This window comes from Streptomyces nodosus, from assembly GCF_008704995.1.
Lineage (GTDB): Bacteria > Actinomycetota > Actinomycetes > Streptomycetales > Streptomycetaceae > Streptomyces > Streptomyces nodosus.
The window spans coordinates 1,825,898-1,847,945 of sequence record NZ_CP023747.1 but is presented as its reverse complement, the minus strand read 5'-3'; the positions used below and the strand labels follow the sequence as shown (position 1 = coordinate 1,847,945).

General features: G+C 71.4%; 21 protein-coding genes. 15 read left to right on the top strand and 6 right to left on the bottom strand.

All coding sequences use genetic code 11. From position 1 onward, the window contains the following. Positions 1-44 precede the first annotated feature (44 nt). The 13 genes from ald (at position 45) to der (ending at position 12,834) form a co-directional block, all read left to right on the top strand. Complete coding sequence (gene ald, locus CP978_RS08420) at positions 45-1,169, top strand: alanine dehydrogenase (RefSeq protein ID WP_043439011.1); 1,125 nt, start codon at positions 45-47, stop codon at positions 1,167-1,169. Positions 1,170-1,577: 408 nt separating this feature from the next. Then, positions 1,578-2,711, top strand: a complete 1,134-nt coding sequence (locus tag CP978_RS08415; protein WP_079162057.1) for a ParA family protein — start codon at positions 1,578-1,580, stop codon at positions 2,709-2,711. After that, positions 2,696-3,247: a hypothetical protein gene (locus CP978_RS08410; protein WP_079162056.1), complete on the top strand. Its 552-nt coding sequence runs from the start codon at positions 2,696-2,698 to the stop codon at positions 3,245-3,247. The genes CP978_RS08415 and CP978_RS08410 overlap by 16 nt, the downstream gene beginning before the upstream one ends. Before the next feature lie 18 nt (positions 3,248-3,265). Continuing rightward, entirely contained in the window at positions 3,266-4,525 is a 1,260-nt protein-coding gene (locus CP978_RS08405; protein WP_107070367.1) for a segregation and condensation protein A, read from the top strand. Between the two features lie 60 nt (positions 4,526-4,585). Further along, a complete protein-coding gene (gene scpB / locus CP978_RS08400; RefSeq protein ID WP_043439004.1) occupies positions 4,586-5,257 on the top strand; it encodes an SMC-Scp complex subunit ScpB in 672 nt (223 codons plus the stop codon). After that, complete coding sequence (locus CP978_RS08395; protein WP_043439000.1) at positions 5,257-6,324, top strand: pseudouridine synthase; 1,068 nt, start codon at positions 5,257-5,259, stop codon at positions 6,322-6,324. Before scpB ends, CP978_RS08395 begins: the two co-directional genes overlap by 1 nt. Positions 6,325-6,432: 108 nt before the next feature. Continuing rightward, complete coding sequence (locus CP978_RS08390; RefSeq protein WP_043438997.1) at positions 6,433-7,161, top strand: NUDIX hydrolase; 729 nt, start codon at positions 6,433-6,435, stop codon at positions 7,159-7,161. Further along, positions 7,158-8,177, top strand: coding sequence for an ADP-ribosylglycohydrolase family protein (locus CP978_RS08385; protein WP_043438994.1), 1,020 nt, complete (start codon positions 7,158-7,160; stop codon positions 8,175-8,177). Before CP978_RS08390 ends, CP978_RS08385 begins: the two co-directional genes overlap by 4 nt. 138 nt (positions 8,178-8,315) lie before the next feature. Then, a complete protein-coding gene (aroH, locus tag CP978_RS08380; protein WP_043438991.1) occupies positions 8,316-8,678 on the top strand; it encodes a chorismate mutase in 363 nt (120 codons plus the stop codon). Next, entirely contained in the window at positions 8,675-9,760 is a 1,086-nt protein-coding gene (locus CP978_RS08375) for a prephenate dehydrogenase (protein ID WP_043438988.1), read from the top strand. Before aroH ends, CP978_RS08375 begins: the two co-directional genes overlap by 4 nt. 120 nt (positions 9,761-9,880) lie before the next feature. Next, the gene (gene cmk, locus CP978_RS08370) at positions 9,881-10,576 is read left to right on the top strand and encodes a (d)CMP kinase (protein ID WP_043438985.1); all 696 of its coding nucleotides are present in this window, start codon (positions 9,881-9,883) and stop codon (positions 10,574-10,576) included. Further along, a complete protein-coding gene (locus tag CP978_RS08365; protein WP_043438983.1) occupies positions 10,573-11,220 on the top strand; it encodes a lysophospholipid acyltransferase family protein in 648 nt (215 codons plus the stop codon). The genes cmk and CP978_RS08365 overlap by 4 nt, the downstream gene beginning before the upstream one ends. 135 nt (positions 11,221-11,355) lie before the next feature. Continuing rightward, positions 11,356-12,834, top strand: a complete 1,479-nt coding sequence (gene der / locus CP978_RS08360) for a ribosome biogenesis GTPase Der (RefSeq protein ID WP_043438980.1) — start codon at positions 11,356-11,358, stop codon at positions 12,832-12,834. Between the two features lie 79 nt (positions 12,835-12,913). Here the strand turns inward: der and CP978_RS08355 are convergent, their stop codons facing one another. From CP978_RS08355 to ctaD, 3 genes are all read right to left on the bottom strand, one after another. After that, positions 12,914-13,306, bottom strand: a complete 393-nt coding sequence (locus CP978_RS08355; RefSeq protein ID WP_043448287.1) for a hypothetical protein — start codon at positions 13,304-13,306, stop codon at positions 12,914-12,916. 109 nt (positions 13,307-13,415) lie between these two features. Further along, positions 13,416-14,198 carry a hypothetical protein gene (locus CP978_RS08350; RefSeq protein ID WP_043448285.1) on the bottom strand — a complete coding sequence of 261 codons (783 nt, stop codon included), beginning with the start codon at positions 14,196-14,198 and terminating at the stop codon, positions 13,416-13,418. Between the two features lie 367 nt (positions 14,199-14,565). Further along, positions 14,566-16,254 (bottom strand): aa3-type cytochrome oxidase subunit I, encoded by a 1,689-nt coding sequence (gene ctaD / locus CP978_RS08345; RefSeq protein ID WP_043438978.1) that lies wholly within the window; start codon positions 16,252-16,254, stop codon positions 14,566-14,568. A gap of 351 nt (positions 16,255-16,605) precedes the next feature. Here ctaD and CP978_RS08340 point away from each other — a divergent pair, with 351 nt between their 5' ends. Then, a complete protein-coding gene (locus CP978_RS08340) occupies positions 16,606-16,821 on the top strand; it encodes an I78 family peptidase inhibitor (RefSeq protein ID WP_043438976.1) in 216 nt (71 codons plus the stop codon). Positions 16,822-16,971: 150 nt separating this feature from the next. On the opposite strand, the gene CP978_RS08335 is transcribed toward CP978_RS08340, so the two are convergent. After that, positions 16,972-17,997: a phosphatase PAP2 family protein gene (locus tag CP978_RS08335; protein ID WP_043438974.1), complete on the bottom strand. Its 1,026-nt coding sequence runs from the start codon at positions 17,995-17,997 to the stop codon at positions 16,972-16,974. Between the two features lie 255 nt (positions 17,998-18,252). Beyond that, the gene (locus CP978_RS08330) at positions 18,253-19,479 is read right to left on the bottom strand and encodes a membrane protein (protein WP_043438971.1); all 1,227 of its coding nucleotides are present in this window, start codon (positions 19,477-19,479) and stop codon (positions 18,253-18,255) included. 257 nt (positions 19,480-19,736) lie between these two features. Here CP978_RS08330 and CP978_RS08325 point away from each other — a divergent pair, with 257 nt between their 5' ends. Next, positions 19,737-21,350 carry an MFS transporter gene (locus CP978_RS08325; protein ID WP_043438969.1) on the top strand — a complete coding sequence of 538 codons (1,614 nt, stop codon included), beginning with the start codon at positions 19,737-19,739 and terminating at the stop codon, positions 21,348-21,350. A gap of 101 nt (positions 21,351-21,451) precedes the next feature. Here CP978_RS08325 and CP978_RS08320 read toward each other — a convergent pair whose 3' ends face one another. Then, positions 21,452-21,889: a cell division protein SepF gene (locus CP978_RS08320; RefSeq protein ID WP_043438967.1), complete on the bottom strand. Its 438-nt coding sequence runs from the start codon at positions 21,887-21,889 to the stop codon at positions 21,452-21,454. Positions 21,890-22,048: the final 159 nt, after the last annotated feature.

Here is a 22,048-nt window from a genome sequence, read left to right as displayed (position 1 = left end):
CGGGTATGTCATTTCCATGCCCCACATTCTCTGAGCCAAGGACCGTGATCGACGTGAAGGTCGGCATCCCCCGCGAAGTCAAGAACAACGAGTTCCGGGTGGCCATCACCCCCGCCGGCGTGCATGAGCTGGTGCGCCACGGCCACCAGGTCGTCGTCGAGCGGAACGCCGGCGCCGGCTCCTCGATCCCGGACGAGGAGTACATCGCCGCCGGAGCGGAGATCCTGGACACCGCGGACGAGGTCTGGGCCGCCGCCGACCTGCTGCTGAAGGTCAAGGAGCCCATCGCCGAGGAGTACCACCGCCTCCGCAAGGACCAGATCCTCTTCACCTATCTGCACCTGGCCGCCTCCAAGGAGTGCACGGACGCCCTGCTGGAGTCCGGCACCACGGCGATCGCCTATGAGACGGTCGAGCTGCCCAGCCGCGCGCTCCCGCTGCTCGCCCCGATGTCCGAGGTCGCCGGCCGGCTGGCCCCGCAGGTCGGCGCCTACCACCTGATGCGCGCGGCCGGCGGCCGTGGTGTGCTGCCCGGTGGTGTCCCCGGTGTGCTGGCCGCCAAGGCCGTGGTCATCGGCGCCGGTGTGTCCGGCTGGAACGCGGCGCAGATCGCGATGGGCATGGGCTTCCACGTCACCCTGCTCGACAAGGACATCAACAAGCTGAAGGAGGCGGACAAGATCTTCGGCACGAAGATCCAGACCGTCGTCTCCAACTCCTTCGAGCTGGAGAAGGCCTGCCTCGACGCCGACCTCGTCGTCGGTGCGGTCCTCGTCCCGGGCGCCAAGGCCCCGAAGCTGGTCTCCAACGAGCTGGTCTCCCGGATGAAGGCGGGAAGTGTCCTTGTCGACATCGCGATCGACCAGGGCGGCTGCTTCGAGGACTCCCACCCCACCACGCACGCCGAGCCGACCTTCCCGGTGCACGACGCGGTCTTCTACTGCGTCGCCAACATGCCCGGCGCCGTCCCCAACACCTCCACCTACGCCCTGACGAACGCCACGCTGCCCTACATCGTGGAGCTCGCCAACCGCGGCTGGGTCGAGGCGCTGCGCCGCGACCCCGCGCTGGCCAAGGGCCTCAACACCCATGACGGCAAGGTGGTGTACAAGGAGGTCGCCGAGGCGCACGGCCTGGAGCACGTCGAGCTGAACTCGCTGCTCGGCTAGTCGCTCCACGACCGGCCCCGAACTCCCGGAGCCGGCAGACGACAAGTCAACTTGTCTCGTCAACACCCGGCATCCGGCCGGACCTTGTCCGACAAGGTCCGGCCGGATGTGTGTATGGTCACTTTGCGACACTCGTTCAACTCGCGTCGAACGCAACCCTTCCACCGTTTCGTGCATCGGTGAAACCCGGCGAACGGTGTCCGGACGCTCTTGACAGCGGGATGTTTCATTGCCGACACATCGGGCCGGGTCCGGCGGATTGTGTTGCTGCGGACCGCCGACACGCCATAGAGTCGCCAACCGTCGGCATGGTGCCACGCTGACCTATCTAGAAGTTTCCTGGTCACCAAGGAGGTAAGACGACTTGTGAATGAGTCGACATTTACTCCCGGGGGTGGTCAACCAGGGATGCCTGGGCGGGGCGCGGTCCCCACGGGGCTGGAGGCTGTCGGCTCCGTCGCTGTCCGTACCTTCGCAGTCCACCAGAGCCCGAGCCCCTTTCTGGCTCGGACAGCACACCAGAGCTTGGATGGCCTACACGTGAACGCCATGGCCGGCGACGGAAGTGGCGGGGTCCACAACCACCTCGCCGACTTCGACGAACTGCCCGACGGGCATTTCTACGACCCCGACGCCGAATACGAGCCCGATCCCGAGTACGCGGCCACTCTCGCACCCGACGCGGCACGCCAGCGCCGTGAACGCATCGGCCCCACCGGCCGTCCGCTGCCGTACTTCCCGATCCCGGGACCGCTGACCGACCACGGGCCCGCGAAGATCATCGCGATGTGCAACCAGAAAGGCGGCGTCGGCAAGACGACGTCGACCATCAACCTGGGCGCCGCACTGGCGGAGTACGGACGCCGGGTGCTGCTCGTCGACTTCGACCCCCAGGGCGCGCTGTCCGTGGGCCTCGGCGTCAACCCCATGGAGCTCGACCTCACCGTCTACAACCTGCTCATGGAACGGGGCATGTCCGCGGACGAGGTCCTGCTGAAGACCGCGGTCCCGAACATGGATCTGCTGCCGAGCAACATCGACCTGTCGGCGGCCGAGGTCCAGCTGGTCTCGGAGGTCGCGCGCGAGTCCACGCTCCAGCGGGCGCTTAAGCCGCTGATGCCCGACTACGACTACATCGTGATCGACTGTCAGCCCTCGCTCGGTCTGCTCACGGTGAACGCGCTCACCGCGGCGCACAAGGTGATCGTGCCGCTGGAGTGCGAGTTCTTCGCGCTGCGCGGGGTGGCGCTGCTCACCGAGACCATCGAGAAGGTGCAGGAGCGGCTCAACCCCGAGCTGGAGCTCGACGGCATCCTGGCCACGATGTACGACTCCAGAACCGTGCACAGCCGCGAGGTGCTGGCGCGGGTCGTCGAGGCGTTCGACGATCACGTCTACCACACGGTGATCGGCCGGACCGTGCGCTTCCCGGAGACCACGGTCGCCGGTGAGCCGATCACCACCTACGCCTCCAACTCCGTCGGCGCCGCCGCCTACCGTCAGCTCGCCAGGGAGGTGCTCGCCCGGTGTCACGCCGAGTGAGTCTGCCGGGGGCCGACGAACTGTTCCGTACCACCGGGGGAACGGCGCTCCAGGCGTCCACCCCCAGGCGCCAGGCCAACGGCGAGGCCCGGGTGCCGGCCCCCGCGGGGGAGAGCGACGCGACCGCGGCTCAGGACGCACCGCCGTCGGTGCCCGTGCAGGGCGGCGACGGGGAGGGCGACGAACATGTCGCGGCGGACACGGAGGCCGGAGAGTCCCGCACTCGTTCCGCCGGGGAGCGGTCCGCGCGACGCCCGACGGCGCAGGAGGACGCTGCCGCGGCGGAACCGCGCAAGCGGGGGCGCCCGGCCGGACGGCGGCCCAGCGGGCGGGAACGGCACGACGAGAAGATCACCGTGTATGTGTCCGCCGAGGAACTGATGGATCTGGAGCATGCGCGCCTGGTGCTCCGTGGTGAGCACGGGCTCGCGGTCGACCGCGGTCGGATCGTGCGGGAGGCCGTCGCGGTGGTGCTGGCAGATCTGGAGTCCCGCGGGGACGCGAGCATTCTGGTGCGCCGGCTCCGGGGACGGTAGGAGGTAGCCTGCGACGGCATGACGTCGCACGCACCCTCCGGCCCCGCCGGACGCCGCCGTGCGCTGGGACTCGGCCCCGGGGCCACGCCCCGGCGGGCCGCTCCCACGGAGGAGAGCACGCCCCCGGCCGCCCCCGGCGACCGCCCGCCGCCGCCCGCTTCCACCCCCGTCCCGCCTCCGGCCTCCCCACCTGAGGACGACGACTCCCCGGCCGAACGCGCGCCCGCACCGCCGACCGACCCGACCGCGATCTCGGGGGCTGAGGATCCGGCTTCCCCGCCGGGAGGCGCCGCTTCGCCCGGCGCGGCTCCCGGGGCCGAGGCCGTGGCTTCCCTGCCTGGTGGTGTGGGTTCGCGCGGTGGTTCCTCGGGGGAGAGCGTGCCCGGCCCGGTGGCCGGGGCGACGGGCGCTGCGGGTGGTGTCTTCACCGTTCGGCTGGAGAACTTCGAGGGGCCCTTCGATCTGCTGCTCCAGCTGATCTCGAAGCACAAGCTCGATGTCACCGAGGTCGCGCTGTCCAAGGTGACCGACGAGTTCATGGCGCACATCCGGGCCATGGGGCCGGACTGGGACCTGGACCGGACCACAGAGTTCCTGGTGGTCGCCGCGACCCTGCTCGACCTCAAGGCGGCACGGCTGCTGCCCGCCGCCGAGGTCGAGGACGAGGCCGACCTCGCGCTGCTCGAGGCCCGGGACCTGCTGTTCGCCCGGCTCCTCCAGTACCGCGCGTACAAGCAGATCGCCGAGATCTTCCACCGCCGCGGCGCGGACGAGGCCCGGCGTCACCCCCGTACCGTCGGCCTGGAACCCCAGCACGCCGAGCTGCTGCCCGAGGTCGTCATCAGCATCGGCCTCGAGGGGTTCGCCCGGCTCGCGGTCAAGGCGATGCAGCCCAGGCCCGAGCCCCAGGTGTACGTGGACCACATCCACGCCCCGCTGGTGTCCGTGCGGGAGCAGGCCCGGGTCCTGGTCGCCCGGCTGCGGGAGCTCGGCGAGGCCGGCTTCCGGGCGCTGGTGGCGGACACCGACGACACCCTCACGGTGGTCGCGCGCTTCCTCGCCCTGCTGGAGCTCTACCGGGAGAAGGCCGTGGCCCTGGAGCAGGAGACGGCCCTCGGTGAGCTGACGGTGCGCTGGACGGGCGGGGACGGGGACCTGGCCCCGACGGTCACGGACGAGTTCGACCGGCCGCACGAGGCGTCCGGGAACAATGGCACGAAGCCCGGCAAGGAGGGTACAAAGGCGGAGGCCCCCGGCAAGGCGGGCGCAAAGGGGTAGCCTCCCCGCCGAGGACCCCGCCGCGGCGGGGAAGCCGGGGAAGAGGACGGAGGAGAGCGCGTGAGCGAGGAGACCGCCGAGACCCCGCCCGGCCCGGACACCGTGGCCGGGCTCGACCTCAGGCCCGCCCTGGAGGCCGTCCTGATGGTCGTGGACGAACCCGCCACCGAGGAGCATCTCGCCAGGATCCTGGAGCGGCCCCGACGGCAGATCGCCGACGCCCTGCACGAGCTGGCCGACGAGTACACCGTCCAGGGACGCGGCTTCGAGCTGCGCTTCGTGGCGGGCGGCTGGCGCTTCTACACCCGGGCCGCCTACGCCCCCGCCGTGGAGCGCTTCGTCCTGGACGGGCAGCAGGCCCGGCTCACCCAGGCCGCCCTGGAGACCCTCGCGGTGGTCGCGTACCGCCAGCCGGTCAGCCGCAGCCGGGTCTCGGCGGTCCGCGGAGTGAACTGCGACGGGGTCATGCGCACCCTCCTCCAACGGGGGCTGGTCGACGAGGCGGGCACGGAACCCGAATCAGGTGCGATCCTGTACAGGACGACGAACTACTTCCTGGAGCGGATGGGCCTGCGCGGCCTGGACGAACTTCCGGAGCTCGCGCCCTTCCTCCCGGAGGCGGAGGCGATCGAGGCGGAGACCCAGGAGGGCGTACCGTCGTTCGACCCGGATGCTCCCGATGCTCCGGACGCAGACGACGATCACACGACGAAGACGACGACGGAACATTGATGCGAAGCAGCGGCAGCGACAGGAACGGCGGGCGCGGCAACTACCGCGGTGCCGGCAACAACAGGGACGACAGGCAGGGTCAGGGCCGTCCCCGCAAGCCCCGCCCCGAGGAGCGCCGCTACGACGTGGGCCCCGGCGCCACCCAGGACGGCCCCAAGTCCGGGCGCGGCTCGAGCGCCCGCGGCGGCGCCAAGGGCAGCCCCAAGCAGGCCCAGCAGCAGGGGCGCGGACGGACCGCCCCGGCGCGCTCCCGGGAGTACGAGGCGCGCGCCGAGGAGCGCAACCGCGAGCGGTACGCGGGCAAGAAGGACATCAAGCCGCCCAAGACCTTCCCGGGCGCCGAGCAGGAGGGCGAGCGGCTGCAGAAGGTGCTGGCACGCGCCGGCTACGGGTCCCGCCGGGCCTGCGAGGAGCTGATCGACGAGGCCCGGGTCGAGGTCAACGGGGAGATCGTCACCGAGCAGGGGCTGCGGGTCGACCCGGAGAAGGACGAGATCAAGGTCGACGGGCTGACCGTGGCCACGCAGTCGTACCAGTTCTTCTCGCTGAACAAGCCGGCCGGTGTCGTCGCCACCATGGAGGACCCGGAGGGGCGTCAGTGCCTCGGCGACTATGTCACCAACCGTGAGACCCGGCTGTTCCACGTGGGACGTCTGGACACCGAGACCGAGGGTGTCATCCTGCTCACCAACCACGGCGAGCTGGCGCACCGGCTGACGCATCCGAAGTACGGGGTGCGCAAGACCTATCTCGCGCACATCGTGGGCCCGATCCCGCGTGACCTGGGCAAGCGCCTGAAGGACGGCGTCCCGCTGGAGGACGGCTATGCGCGCGCGGACCACTTCCGGGTGGTCGAGCAGACCGGCAAGAACTATCTCGTCGAGGTGACGCTGCACGAGGGCCGCAAGCACATCGTGCGCCGCATGCTCGCCGAGGCGGGCTTCCCGGTCGACAAGCTGGTGCGCACCGCCTTCGGCCCGATCACGCTCGGCGACCAGAAGTCGGGCTGGCTGCGCCGTCTGTCGAACACCGAGGTCGGCATGCTGATGAAGGAGGTCGACCTCTAAGCGCGCCGGACGTGTGCGGAGCGGCCGGTTCCCGTCGGTACGGGAACCGGCCGCTCTCTTGTGCGCCCTTTGCGCCCTCGTTTATAGTCGTCGTGACCATTAAGGGGGGTGGGGGTCGTGCAGGGCTACGACAAGTACGCCTTCGAACCCTTCGCCGTCACCGTGGACCTCGCCGTCCTCACCGTCCGGTCCGGAGCCCTCCAGGTGCTGCTGGTCGAGCGCGGTCAGGAGCCCTATGCGGGACGCTGGGCGCTCCCCGGCGGCTTTGTGCGGCCCGACGAGTCCGCGGAGGACGCGGCCCTGCGGGAACTCGCCGAGGAGACCGGTCTGACGGATGTCTCCGGTCTCCATCTGGAACAGCTGGGCACCTACAGCGACCCCGGCCGCGACCCCCGGATGCGGGTCGTCTCCGTCGCCTTCGCCGCGCTGCTCCCCGACCCGCCCGAACCGCAGGGCGGCGGCGACGCGGCACAGGCGCGCTGGGTGCCGTACGACAGCGCCGGACCGCTCGCCTTCGACCACGACCGGATGCTCGCCGACGCCCATCGGCGCCTCGGCGCCGAGCTGGAACACACCTGTGTCGCCGCGGCCTTCTGCCCGCCCGAGTTCACCCTGGGCGAGTTGCAGCAGGTCTACGAGACCGTGTGGGGCACCACGCTCGACCGGCCCAACTTCCGGCGCAAGGTCCTCGCCACCCCTGACTTCGTCGCACCGGTCCCGGGCGCCGCCCGGCTCACCGGCGGCCGCGGCAAGCCCGCCGCGCTCTACCGCTCCGGCGGCGCCACCGCGCTGCACCCGCCCTTGCTCCGCCCTGCCACGGAAGGACGGTCCCGATGACCGCCAGGACCCCCGCCAAGAGCGCCGCCACCGGATCCCTGATCGGACTCGCCCTCGGCGACGCGCTCGGGTTCCCGACCGAGTTCAACGACGTGCCCTCGATCCTCGCCAAGTGCGGACCCTGGCGGGAGATGGAGCTGCCCAGGCCGGCGATCGTCACCGACGACACCCAGATGACGCTGGCGCTCGCCCGCGGCCTGCGGACCGCCATGGGCAGCGGGGTCCTCGCGCCGAAGCGGATGGAACGGCCGGTGCGCGAGGAGTTCGTCGACTGGTACCACTCCCCGGACAACAACCGGGCCCCCGGCCGCACCTGCCTCATCGCCTGCAACCTCCTGGACGGCGACCGTCCCTGGCAGGAGGCCAGCCAGACCGGCTCCAAGGGCTGCGGGGCCAACATGCGGGTGGCGCCGGTCGGCCTGGTACCGGGGCTGAGCGACGAACAGCGGGCCGGGGCCGCCCAGTTGCAGGCCGCGCTCACCCATGGCCACCCCACCGCGCTCGCCGCCTCCGACCTGACCGCCCGTGCCGTACGCCTGCTCGTCCAGGGAGCCGAGCCCGCCGGTCTGGTGGAGCTGCTGCGGTCGTACGCCCGGCAGAACCGCAGCCGCTACCACACGCAGTGGCTCGGCGACCTGTGGCAGCGTGCCGGGGCCGCCACGCCGGAGCAGTTCATCGCGCGCGGCTGGGACGAGTGCCTGGAGATCCTCGAACGCCTCGGGTCGGCCGCGCGGACCGTGTCACCGGAGAGCGACCCCTGTCTCGCGACCGGCGAGGGATGGATCGCGGAGGAGGCGCTCGCCACCGGGCTGCTCTGCTTCCTGCTCTTCCCCGACGAGCCCCTGACCGCCCTGCGCCGGGCCGCCTGCACCTCGGGCGACTCCGACTCGATCGCCTGTCTCACGGGAGCCTTCGCGGGCGCCCGTCTGGGCGCCGGGGTCTGGCCGCGGGAGTGGGCGGACCGGATCGAGCACGGGAGCGAGCTGGGGACCCTCGGGGCGCTCTGGGACGCCTGAGCGGCCCCTCGGCCGGGAGTGTTTCCCGGAGAGAAGCGGGACGGCGCCGTCTCGGCAGGCGGGCGACGCGGTGCCGACCGTCCCCGTCTGACTACGCTGGTGACCAGACGTATGCGCACATCAGCGAGGAGCATCACCGTGGCGGTACGAGCGGTCCGCGGCGCCGTCCAGCTCGAACGGGACGAGGCCGGACATATGGACGAGCAGGTCAGCGCCCTGCTCACCGCCGTCCTGGAACGGAACGGCCTGAGCACCGACGATCTGATCAGCATCTGGTTCACCGCCACGCCCGATCTGCACAGCGACTTCCCCGCGGCTGCCGCCCGCAAGCTCGGGATCGTCGACGTACCGCTGATCTGCGCCCAGGAGCTGGACGTCGAGGGCGCGATGCCCCGGGTCGTCCGGGTCCTGGCCCATATCGAGTCCGCCACGCCGCGCGCCGACCTGGTGCATGTCTACCTCGGTGCCGCGTCCGCCCTCCGCAAGGACATCGCCCAGTGAAGTCCGCACTTGTCATCGGCACCGGTCTGATCGGCACCTCGGCGGCCCTCGCGCTCGCCTCCCGAGGCGTCCTGGTGCACCTGGCCGACCAGGACCCCGACCAGGCCCGCACGGCGGCGGTGCTCGGCGCCGGCACCGAGGAGCCGCCCGAGGAGCCCGTCGACCTGGTGATCGTCGCGGCCCCGCCGGCGCATGTGGCCGCCGCCCTCGCCGACGCCATGCGGCGTGGCCTGGGACGCGGCTACCTCGATGTGGCCAGCGTCAAGGGCGGTCCGCGTCGCGAGCTGGAGGCGCTCGGTCTCGACCTGACCGCCTATATCGGCACCCATCCCATGTCGGGCCGTGAGAGGTCCGGGCCCCTGGCCGCCACCAGCGATCTCTTCGAGGGCCGTCCCTGGGTGCTCACCCCGGCCCGGGACACCGACACCGAGGTGCTGAACCTCGCCCTCGAGCTGGTCTCGCACTGCCGCGGAGTGCCGGTGGTGATGGACGCCGACGCCCACGACCGGGCCGTGGCGCTGGTCTCGCACATGCCCCATCTGGTCTCCAGCCTGGTGGCCGCGCGCCTGGAGCACGCCGAGGACACCGCGGTACGGCTGTGCGGGCAGGGCATCCGGGACGTGACCCGGATCGCGGCGTCCGACCCCCGGATGTGGATCGACATCCTGTCCGCCAACCCCGGTCCCGTCGCCGACCTGCTCTCCGAGGTCGCCGACGACCTCGACGAGACCGTGCGGGCCCTGCGCGCCCTCCAGTCCCCCGACGAGGCCAAGCGGCGCAAGGGCACCGACGGGATCCACGAGGTGCTGCGCCGCGGCAACGCCGGCCAGGTCCGGGTGCCCGGCAAGCACGGCAGCGCCCCGCGGGTGTACGAGACCGTGGCCCTCCTCATCGACGACCAGCCCGGCCAGCTGGCCCGCATCTTCGCGGACGCGGACATGGCGGGGGTCAACATCGAGGACGTCCGTATCGAGCATGCGACCGGTCAGCAGGCGGGCCTGGTCCAGTTGATGGTGGAGCAGAAGGCGGCCCCGGGGCTGAGCGCGGCGCTGCGCGAGCGGGGCTGGACGATCCGCCAGTAGGGCGACGGGACGGCCCCGCCGCCGCCCGTCATACCGGGCCCGGGCGAGCCAGTAACCTTGTGCGGGGCGCTCGTGCGTCCCGCACGATCCCGCCCCCTGCACCAGGAAGGTGTCCTCACCGTGGAAAACGGCGCCGCCCGGACCGTCCCGGCAGTGATTGTCGCCATCGACGGCCCCTCCGGCACGGGCAAGTCGAGCACCTCGAAGGCCGTGGCCGCACAGCTCGGACTGAGCTATCTGGACACCGGGGCGCAGTACCGGGCGATCACCTGGTGGATGGTGAGCAACGGGATCGACATCGGCGACCCGACGGCGGTCGCGGCGGTGGCGGGCAAGCCGGAGATCGTCTCCGGCACCGACCCGTCGGCGCCCACCATCACGGTGGACGGCACGGACGTCTCCGGTCCGATCCGCAGCCAGGAGGTCACCTCCAAGGTCAGCGCGGTCAGCGCGGTGCCCGAGGTGCGGACCCGGATCACCGAGCTGCAGCGCTCCTACGCCGCCGCCGCGGAGACCGGCATAGTCGTCGAAGGCCGCGACATCGGCACCACCGTGCTGCCCGACGCCGACCTGAAGATCTTCCTCACCGCCTCCCCGGAGGCCCGCGCCGCCCGCCGCAGCGGGGAACTCAAGGGCGCGGACGTCCAGGCCACCCGCGAGGCCCTGATCAAGCGGGACGCGGCCGACTCCGGCCGTAAGGCGTCCCCGCTGGCCAAGGCGGACGACGCGGTCGAGGTGGACACCACCGACCTCACCCTCCAGCAGGTCATCGAATGCGTGGTCACCCTCGTCGAGGAGAAGCGGGCCGCCGGATGAACGATGCGCCGTCCGCCAGGAGCGCCGAGGTGGGGCGGCGCATCGGCGTCCCCCTGATGTACGGGCTGTGGAGGCCGCGCGTCCTGGGCGCCTGGAAGGTCCCCGCGACCGGTCCGGCGATCCTCGCGGTCAACCACTCCCACAACGTCGACGGCCCCATGGTCATGGGGGTGGCGCCCCGGCCCACCCACTTCCTGATCAAGAAAGAGGCCTTCGTCGGCCCGCTCGACCCGTTTCTGCGGGGGATCGGCCAGCTGAAGGTGGACCGCACGACCGCCGACCGCACGGCCGTCACCCGGGCGCTGGGCGTGCTCGCGGACGGGGGAGTCCTGGGTATCTTTCCCGAGGGCACCCGGGGCGAGGGAGACTTCGCCGCGCTGCGCGCCGGGCTCGCCTACTTCGCGGTCCGCGGCCGGGCGCCGATCGTGCCGGTCGCGGTGCTGGGAAGTTCCGAGCGGCGCGGTCGGTTGATCAAAGGGCTGCCTCCGCTGCGCAGCCGTATCGACGTCGTCTTCGGCGACCCGTTCCAGGCGGACGACGGCAGCGGGCGGCGGACGCGGAAGGCGCTGGACGAGGCCACCGCACGCATCCAGAAGCAGCTCGCCGCGCATCTGGAGAACGCCAGGCGTCTCACCGGACGCTAGGCGCAGGGGCCCTTCTGCCCCGGTGGTCCGCCTCCCACGGCGATCCGCCGGAAGGACCCTGGGCGACACTTGAGTAGTGGAGCACCGTGGACGCGGTGCTCCACCGATCACCACGATGAACGAGGTACGGACTTCATGAACGACCAGATCCAGCCCGACGGCCCGGCCGAGCCCGGGCACGAGCACGGGGCGCTCGGCGACGCCGAGTACGCGGAGTTCATGGAGCTCGCCGCGGAGGAGGGTTTCGACCTCCAGGACGTCGAGGGCGCCATCGAGGAGGCCGGACACGGTCCGCTGCCCGTACTCGCCGTGGTCGGCCGCCCCAATGTCGGCAAGTCGACCCTGGTGAACCGGATCATCGGCCGCCGTGAGGCGGTCGTCGAGGACAAGCCCGGCGTCACCCGCGACCGTGTCACCTACGAGGCGGAGTGGGCTGGCCGCCGCTTCAAGGTCGTCGACACCGGCGGCTGGGAGCAGGACGTCCTCGGCATCGACGCCTCCGTGGCCTCCCAGGCCGAGTACGCGATCGAGGCGTCCGACGCGGTCGTCTTCGTCGTGGACGCCAAGGTCGGCGCGACCGACACCGACGAGGCCGTCGTCCGGCTGCTGCGCAAGGCCGGCAAGCCCGTGGTGCTGTGCGCCAACAAGGTCGACGGCCAGAGCGGCGAGGCCGACGCGGCGTATCTGTGGAACCTCGGTCTCGGCGAGCCCCATCCCGTCTCCGCCCTCCACGGCCGCGGCACCGGCGACATGCTGGACGCCGTCCTGGAGGCCCTGCCCGAGGCGCCCTCCCAGACCTTCGGCTCGGCGATCGGCGGGCCGCGCCGCATCGCCCTGATCGGCCGCCCGAACGTCGGCAAGTCCTCCCTGCTGAACAAGGTCGCGGGCGAGGAGCGCGTCGTCGTCAACGAACTCGCCGGCACCACCCGGGACCCCGTCGACGAGCTGATCGAACTCGGCGGCAAGACCTGGAAGTTCGTCGACACGGCCGGTATCCGCAAGCGGGTGCACCTCCAGCAGGGCGCGGACTACTACGCCTCGCTGCGCACCGCGGCCGCCGTGGAGAAGGCCGAGGTCGCGGTGGTGCTGATCGACGCCTCCGAGAACATCTCGGTCCAGGACCAGCGCATCGTCACCATGGCGGTGGAGGCGGGCCGGGCGCTCGTCCTCGCCTACAACAAGTGGGACACCCTCGACGAGGAGCGCCGCTACTACCTGGAGCGGGAGATCGAGACCGAGCTCGCCCAGGTCGCCTGGGCGCCGCGGGTGAACATCTCGGCGTCCACCGGGCGGCACACCGAGAAGCTGGTCCCGGCGATCGAGACCGCCCTCGCGGGCTGGGAGACCCGGGTGCCCACGGGCCGCCTGAACGCCTTCCTCGGCGAGCTGGTCGCCGCGCATCCGCACCCGGTCCGCGGCGGCAAGCAGCCGCGCATCCTCTTCGGCACCCAGGCGGGCACCAAGCCCCCGCGGTTCGTGCTCTTCGCCTCCGGTTTCATCGAGGCGGGCTACCGGCGCTTCATCGAGCGGCGGCTGCGCGAGGAGTTCGGCTTCGACGGGGCGCCCGTCCATATCTCCGTGCGGGTGCGCGAGAAGCGCGGCAAGAAGAAGTGAACTGAGCGACACCGTGTGAACGGTGTGAGGTGACAGGGAAGGGGCGGCCCCGGGTGGGGCCGCCCCTTCCCTGTCGTGCTCAGAGCCCCCTGCGGGGCGCGGGGGGCAGTGCCGCCACGGGGTGCATCCCCGTGGTGTGCTGTGCCACCAGCTGCCAGCCGTTGCCCGCCAAGTGCGTATGACCGTGCTGGGCCGTCAGATGCCCGGTGCCGTGCGGGGGAGCACCATGGCGAGTGCCATAGCCACCGACGCCGTACGAGCCCGTGTCGTGCGCGGTGAGGGCGAAGGCGGTGAAGCCCATGTCCTCCTCGCCGCTGCGGTCGCCCGGGCACGTCCGGAAGGCTTTGACGTACTCGGTGTAGAGCGCGTCGTAGATCGGCGTGGGAGAAGAGCCGCCCGAAGGGGCATGGCCCGCTCGCCCCGAGGGGATCGGCTGGTAGGACTGGCGGCGGGGTACGTCATATGCGTGCACGTAGGTGCCAACGACCCCGCCGCCCAAGGGATGCGGTCGGCCGGGGTCCTTCTCAGGGACCTTCCGCGGGGCGGAGGGCCGACCGCCGTACCCGGTGCGGAGCCGAGGCTCAGGTCCCCGCCAGCGGGAGGGCCGCGGCGACGAGCTGCCCGTTCGCCGCCGCCTTGTCCAGCGCGTCGCGCAGCAGATCCTCCCTGGGCTGCCGGCCGATGGAACCCACCGGCGCCGCGAACAGCAGGACCTGCTGGTGCTTGTTGGCAGCCGTCCGCCAGCCGTCGGTCACCTGGAGCGGCTGGTGCGCCTGCCACCAGGCGACCTGGGTGCCGTTGGCACCGGGCTGCAGCACGGCGTGCAGCTGGCCCATGGCGAGCAGGACCGACCAGCCGTGCAGTACGGGCGGCACCGACTCGATCATGGTCAGCGGCATGAAGCCCTGCTCGATCAGCAGGGGCAGGAAGTCGTCGCCGAAGCCGTACGAGCCAGGGCGCACGATGGGCGCCGTCGGCTCCACGACGAGCGCCGGGTGCAACTCGCCGGAGATCAGGACGAGTCCGCTGGTGACGCCCAGCACCGCCTGCTGGGGCGCGGCCTGGGCGGAGGCCTGGGCGAACTGCTCCTCGCCGGTGATGGAACGCACGGCGCCCTGCAACTGCTCCTCGGTGACCTGGACGACCTGGGAGGGCAGGCAGGTGGCATGGGCGAAGGCGAGGACGGCGGTCTCCTCTCCGACGAACAGCACGGTGCTGGTGCGCTCCTGCTCGGAGTCACCGGGGGTGCGGCAGGAGGTGCAGTCGTAACTGCCCGGGGCGTTGACTCCGGCGAGCAGCCGGTCGGCTTCTTCGTCGCCGATCTCGGCGCGTACGGCGTCGCTGACGTCGAGCATGCGCGGCACGGGTGGCTCCCTCGGGATGCGGTACGTGGCGGTGCCGGGTGGCTCCCGGCCCATGAGCCCGGGGGTTCCCGGCTCATGAAGAAGACAACGGGCGATCCGCGGCCGGAGTCACGCTCGGGAGCGCACCGAATCGAACCGTCCGGGGCACCGGGCGACCCTGCCCCCGGAGCGCGTCGTTCCGAGCCAACTTCCCTGGTGGAGAAGAAGGTTGGCGTGGCGAGACAGCTCCTGTGCAGCCCGGTTCACCGGCCGACAAATCCGGAAATCGGGGAATGAAGCGGGTGACCGAAAAGAGGGCGCGCCGGGCCTCTCCGGGCGCCTGCGTCACCGTCCCCGGGACCGCGCGAGCCGGCCAGGACGGAGGAGGTCAGGACGGCGCGGGACCGGCCGTCCCCGGCTCCGGGGCGGGGCGTTCCGTCGCGGCGTACGCCGGGTGGTGCAGATCGAACGCCGGGGACTCGGAGCGGACCCGGGGGAGCGTGACGAAGTTGTGCCGCGGCGGCGGGCAGGAGGTCGCCCACTCCAGGGAGCGCCCGTAGCCCCAGGGGTCGTCGACCTCGACCCTGGCCCCGTACCGGGCGGTCCTCCATACGTTGTGCAGGAAGGGCAGGGTGGAGACGCCGAGCAGGAACGCGCCGATCGTCGACACGGTGTTGAGGGCGGTGAAGCCGTCGGCGGCCAGATAGTCCGCGTAGCGGCGCGGCATGCCCTCGGCGCCCAGCCAGTGCTGCACCAGGAAGGTGGTGTGGAAGCCGACGAACAGCGTCCAGAAGTGGATCTTGCCCAGGCGCTCGTCGAGCATCTTCCCGGTGAACTTGGGCCACCAGAAGTAGAAGCCGCCGAAGGTCGCGAAGACGACGGTGCCGAAGACCACATAGTGGAAGTGGGCCACCACGAAGTACGAGTCGGTGACATGGAAGTCCAGCGGCGGCGAGGCCAGGATCACCCCGGTCAGCCCGCCGAACAGGAACGACACCAGGAAGCCGGTCGCCCACAGCATCGGGGTCTCGAAGGACAGCGCCCCCCTGAGCATCGTGCCGGACCAGTTGAAGAACTTCACCCCGGTCGGCACCGCGATCAGGAACGACGTGAAGGAGAAGAACGGCAGCAGCACCGCGCCCGTGGCGAACATGTGGTGCGCCCAGACGACCACCGACAGACCCGTGATCGCCATGGTCGCGCCGACCAGCGTCAGATAGCCGAAGATCGGCTTCCGGCTGAAGACCGGGATGATCTCCGTGATGATCCCGAAGAACGGCAGGGCGATGATGTACACCTCGGGATGGCCGAAGAACCAGAACAGGTGCTGCCACAGCAGCGCCCCGCCGTTGGCGGCCTCGAACACCTGCGAGCCGAACCGCCGGTCCGCCTCCAGGACCAGCAGCGCCGCCGCGAGCGGCGGGAAGGCCATCAGCACCAGGATCGAGGTGAACAGGATGTTCCAGGTGAAGATCGGCATCCGGAACATCGTCATCCCCGGCGCCCGCATCCCCAGGATCGTGGTCAGGAAGTTCACCGCCCCGAGGATCGTGCCGAAGCCGGCCAGGGCCAGTCCCATGATCCACAGGTCGGGGCCGAGGCCGGGCGAGTGCTGTCGGCTGTTGAGCGGGGCGTAGGCGAACCAGCCGTAGTCGGCCGCACCGCTCGGCACCGCGAGCGAGCCCAGCACGATCAGCCCGCCGAACAGGAACAGCCAGTAGGACAGCATGTTCAGCCGGGGGAACGCCACATCGGGGGAGCCGATCTGCAGCGGCATGATCTCGTTGGCGAAGCCCGCGAAGGTCGGCGTCGCGAACAGCAGCAGCATGATCGTGCCGTGCAGGGTGAACAGCTGGTTGTACTGGGTCTCGCTCATGAGCTGCAGCCCCGGCCGGGCCAGCTCGGCGCGCATCAGCAGGGCCATGACCCCGCCGGCCAGGAAGAACGCGAACGACGTGATCAGGTAGAGGTGCCCGATCTTCTTGTGGTCGGTGGTGGTCAGCCAGTCGACGACCAGCCGCCCCGGCGACCTCGTCTCCAGAGGCTCCCCGACCGCCCGTGCCGTGTCCGTCCCCATCGCCTGCCCCCCTCGCCCGTGGGTACGGGGATTCTGTGCCGAAGCCGTGTATTTCTTATGTGGAGTCAGGTGGCGGGATGCCACCGGAAAAAGGATCGCAAAGAGCCGCGCGCGAACTGCGCACGGCGCTTTCCTTCGGTTTATCGGGAGTCCGTTCCGACGATGATCGAAGCGGCTCCGAAATTCGTTCGGGGTGCTACGTGTCGCCTACGGAACCGCTCGTTCGTGTGACCCCGTTGGGGCGAAACGGGTGTCGTGATTCTGTGACAGAAGCGTGACCGGGGAGGGGTGTGAGACGCGAGTGGCCGTTGCGGACTTCCACGGCGGGGCGGCTCGGCCTAACGTGGCGGCATGGCACCCATTCCCTCTTCCGGCAAGGAACCCGACGACTCCCCGGACGGCTATGTAGGTCTGGAGGCGGGCCGTGCCGAGCGGCTCGCCCGGGAGCGCGGCTGGAGCCCGGTCCGCTCGCTGCCGCCGGGGGCGATCATCACCCTGGAGTACCGCGTCGGGCGGCTGAACTTCGAGGTCGCGGACGGCAGGGTCAGACGCTGCTGGAAGGGCTGACCGGCCAGGCTCCGCGGTGCGCCGGCCGACCGGGCCGGAGAGCGCGGCCCGGCGCCCTGTGGCGTCCATGACGAAGGCCCCGGCTCGCACCGAGCCGGGGCCTGCACCGTGCGGGGAGGTCGTGCGTACCGGTCCCCGCGAGCGTCGTCGTCAGCTGCCCGCGCCCGCCACCGGCCGGGCCGAGGGGGTGCCGCGCGCCACCCGGTCCGAGTGCGACGGGCGACGGCTGCCCACCGGGGTGACCGGGGAGCGTTCGGCACGGCTGGTGTGCGGGCCGGGCGCCATGTAGACCGGTGCGCGGGAGGTCCGGGTGACCCCCACCGGCTCGCGGGCCGGGGCCTCCTCCTTGGCCGTCGTACGCGGTGTGACGACCAGCGAGGGCGCGCCGACCGGGGCCGGAGCGGGCATCGGCAGGGCGCGGCGGCCGCGCAGGCGGTCCCGCAGCGCGAGGATGGCCGTCTCGGCGCGGGCGATCGGCGGCTCGACCCAGGGCAGGGCGAGCAGGATCAGCAGCCCCGCGGCCCAGCCGAGGAGCACATCGCTCAGCCAGTGCGTACCGAGGTAGACCGTGGTCAGGCCGACGCCCAGGGAGACCACCGCGGAGAGCGCGGACAGCCAGCGCCTGGCCCGCGGGGTGGAGGCCAGATAGGCCAGGATCCCCCAGGTGACCACGGCGTTCGCGGTGTGGCCCGAAGGGAATATATCGCCGCCGCGCCACATCTCGTTCGATCCGATGACGGTCGCGTAGTGCGGTCCCAGCCGGCCCATCCCGTACTTGGCCGCGCCCACCGTGATGTTGAGCAGCAGCAGCGCGGCGCCGAGCGTGAGCAGCGGGCGCAGGGTGTGCTGCCGCCAGGACCGCCAGCCCAGCCAGGCGGCGACCATCACCGCGGTGGGGCCGCGCTGGCCCAGCACCACGTAGTAGTCGAGGAACGCGTGGATCTGCGGCCACTGCTGGTACGGCCGGAAGAACATGACCTGCCAGTCGAGCCGGACCAGCCATGAGGAGACGACGACGGCCCACACGATCGCCGTGTAGAAGGCCAGAGTTGCCGAGAAGAGGACCACTCGGTGCCGGCTCATCCTGGGCACGTCGATGTGGGCCGGCCGTTCCGGCTCACGGTCCAACCGGGCGAAGACCCGGTCCAGACGACTCAGCTTTCGTTCGGTACGCACTCAATCGACGTTACAGCGAGTGAGGTCCGTACCCGCCCGAATCAACGGGTTTGTGATGACGATGTGATGTGGGATTGCTCTCAACAGGGCGTTTATTTCTGTGGATTACCTAATCCGGTCGCACGCGCCCGCAATTCCATTGATCAACGGCGGTCTTGTTTTATGGTCATTGCCTCTTTGTTCACCGAATGCTGGGGTGGAATTACCCGGCCGCTCACCGGCTGCCCGGGAAGTGATCACGCGCCGGGCAAGTGATCATGGCGGGCCGGAGCCGTTCAGCCAGAAGGCCCCATAGACGGCGGACGCCACCGCCACACCCCCGAGGACCGCCGCCGCCCTCGGCGGACGGGCCCGGGAGAGTGTCCGGGCGAGGGGCAGCAGCAAGGGGAAGGCGGGCAGCAGCAGCCGCGGTTTGGAGCCGAAGTAGCTCGATGCGCACAGGGCCAGTGCGGTGACGACCCCCGCGTACACCAGCAACGGCAGCGGCTGGCCCTGGCGCACGCACACCATGTACAGCCACAGGAGCAGCGCCACCCCGAGGATCAGCCCGACGCCGGCCGCGGCCGAGGGGGGCGAGGTGAACTTGTCGGCGATGAAGCGGGCGAAGGCGAGGCCCCCGTCGAAGCCGTTGCGCCAGCCCGCCTGGACGTCGAGATAACCGAGGGGACCCCCGCCGGTGCGACGGCCGACCCACAGCACATAGCCGGCCGCGCCGAGGGGGGCGAGGAGCATGCCGAGGGCCCGGCGCGGCCACGGGGCGCCCGCCGCCGGGAGCGCCCGCCGCTCCCGCACCCAGGAGACGAGGGCCGCCGCCCACACGGCCGCGACCACCGCAAGACCCACCGGCCGGGTCAGCCCCGCCAGCGAGGCCAGCACCCCCGCCGTCACCCAGCGGCGGGTCAGGACCGCGTACAGGGACCAGGCGGCCAGCGCCGTGAACAGGGACTCGCTGTACGCCATCGACTGCACGATCCCGACCGGCAGCGCCGCCCACAGCACCACCGCGTAGACGCCGGTCCGCCCGTGCCCCGCGCCCTCGCCCCGCAGGGCCTGCGGGCCTTCCTCCGTGCCGTACACATGGTCGACGACGGAGAAGATCCCCCAGGCCGCGGCGAGCGAGGCGAGCGCCGAGACCAGCAGACCCGTATCGGCGTACGACAGCGGGGTCAGTGTCGCGCCGAGCCGCTCGAGCCAGGGCAGCAGGGGGAAGAACGCCAGGTCGGAGTGGACGTCGCCGTTCGGGAGGCGGATCTCGTAGCCGTATCCCAGGGAGGCGACCCGGGTGTACCAGAGCGAGTCCCAGCGGGCCGAGAGCAGGGTGTGCGGGCTGCTGCCGCGCGCCGCGCTCCACAGGGAGAGCACGACCAGGCCCAGGGCGCGCACGGCCGCGTACGCCGCCAGAGCGGGGACGGCCCGGTGCAGGGCGCCGGTGTACCGGGAGCCGGGACGGGGCGGCGCCGTGCGTGTGTCGAGGTCGGTCACGCGCTCGATTATCGGCGCCGTGCGCCGCCGGGGGCGCACGGCCGCCCGCGCGGGACGATGCCGAGGTGGCGTACGCCACACCCGCTCCCGGGGAAACGTGGGAGGTCCACCACGCGACCGCCGAGGGAACTCGCGTACGCTGGCGACTCACTCGCTTTGTCGTGTGGCCCCCGGGAGTCCGCTCCTCCCGACCGCGGCCGCGGGGACGTCCCTACCCCGTGGCACCGCCGAAGCGAGACCACCTGGGAGGTACGTACATGTCCGGGACGACCACGGCGGCCTTCGGGCTGCGCCGTCGGGCGACCGGGTTCCGGGCCAACCGCTGGATCGTTCTCGTCGTCCTCTGTATGAGCCTGCTGCTGGTCGCCGTCGACGCCACCGTGCTTCATGTCGCGATGCCCGCCGTCACCGAGGACCTCAGACCCGGCGCCATCGAACTGCTCTGGATCGTCGACATCTATCCGCTGGTCTGCGCCTCGCTGCTGATCCTCTTCGGCACGCTGGGCGACCGGGTCGGGCGCAGACGGGTCCTGCTGCTGGGATACGGCCTCTTCGGTGTCGCCTCCGCGGTGGCGGCCCTGGCCCATGACGCACACCTGTTGATCGCCGCGCGGGCGCTGCTCGGCGTCGGCGGCGCGATGATCATGCCGGCGACCCTGTCCATCCTCCGCCAGGTCTTCCCCGACCGGCGCGAGCGGGCGCTGGCGATCGGCGTCTGGAGCGCGGTGGCCGCGGTGGGGGCGGCGGTCGGACCGCTGGTCGGGGGCTTTCTGCTGGAGCACTTCTGGTGGGGCTCGGTCTTTCTGATCAACATCCCGCTGATGGTGGTCAGCCTGCCGGTCGGACGGCTGCTGCTGCCGGAGTCCAAGGGGGACCGCGACGGCCCCTGGGACGTGGTCGGCGCGCTGATGGCGGCGGCCGGCCTGTTCGGGCTCGTCCTGGGCGTCAAGCGGCTCGGCGGCGGGGAACGGCTGCTGACCCCGTACACCCTGCTGCCGCTGCTCCTGGGGGCGGCCCTGGTGATCGGCTTCGTCCGCCGGCAGCGGCGCCGTGAGCATCCCCTCGTGGATCTGCGGCTTTTCGCGCGCCCGGCGTTCAGCACGTCCGTCGGCTGCATCGTGCTGGCGATGCTCGCGCTGGTCGGCCTCGAGCTGATCGCGGCCCAGTACCTCCAGCTGGTGCTGCATCTCTCGCCGCTGCGGACGGGGCTGCGGCTGCTTCCCCTGACGTTCGCGGCGATGGCGGCGGGTCTGGTCGGCTCGAACATGCTGCGCCGGCTCGGCCCCCGGCGCATGGTCGTCCTGGGCTTCTGTCTCACGGCGGCGGCGGTGATCGCGCTGACCGCGATGGGCGGACGGGACAACCCGGCGCTGCTGCTGTCCGGCTTCGTGCTGCTCGGCTTCGGCCTGGAGACGACGCTCTTCGGGGCGTACGAGTCGATGCTCAACGAGGCCCCGCAGGCGCAGTCCGGCGGTGCGGCGGCGATCGGCGAGACGTCGTACCAGCTGGGGGCGGGGATCGGGATAGCGCTGCTGGGCAGCGTGATGAACGCGGCGTATGCGCCGGGTCTGTCGTCGGTGCCGGGGGTTCCGGCCTCGGCCTCCGAGGCCGCCGGTCATTCGCTGGGAGAGGCCTATGAGGTGGCGGGCCGGCTGGGCGGCGCGCGGGGTGCGGCCCTGCGGGACGCGGCGCGCGATTCCTTCGTCCACGGCCTGCATATGACGCTGCTGGTCAGTGCGGGGCTGTTGCTGCTGGGCGCGGTGATGGCGCTGAGGCTGCCGCGGCTCATGAACTGCGAGGCGCCGCCCGCGGCGGGCTCGGCCGCGGTTCCCGCACCGCGGGGTGCCGCGGACTCCCGTATCTCGGCGTGACGGCTCGGGACGTGCCGACCGGTGCCGGCAGGGCGCTCACCGGACTCGATGTCTTCCGGTGACCCGGCCCGGGGCGGGCAGGGCCGGTGAGCGGCCCTGCCTCAGCTCTGGTTGAAGAAGCCGTCGGTGCTCCGGCTCGCGGCGTCACCGCTGACGATCTCCGTGTTGGCGGGGGTCAGCAGAAAGACACGGTTGGAGACCCGGTCGATGGAGCCGCGCAGGCCGAAGATCAGACCGGCCGCGAAGTCGACCACACGCTTGGCGTCGGAGGCGTCCATGCTCGTGAGGTTCATGATCACCGGGACGCCGTCCCGGAACAGCTCGCCGATGGCGCGGGCGTCCCGGAAGCTGTCCGGGGTGACCGTGCCGATCCGGCGGCCCTTCTGCTCCGCGGTGCCGGAGGCGACCTGTACCCGCGGGTCGGTCACCCAGGCATCGCGGGGCTCCTGGTTCTCGGCGTAGTCGTCGTCGTAGTAACGCTCGTCCTCGTTGTCGTCGACGAGGCCGAGCCAGGCACTCGCCTTGCGTACCGATCCCATGGACGCCTCCTCTCACAGCGGTCTTTCAAGCTTTCCGCGGTCCATGGTCGTCCATGATGCGGATGTAGCGCCAAGTGGACAGACGCCGCGCGGGGGTTTCGTGACGGTACTGGTGCACGGCGCGTACGTCGAGAGCCTTGGTATCCCAAGGGTCTTACC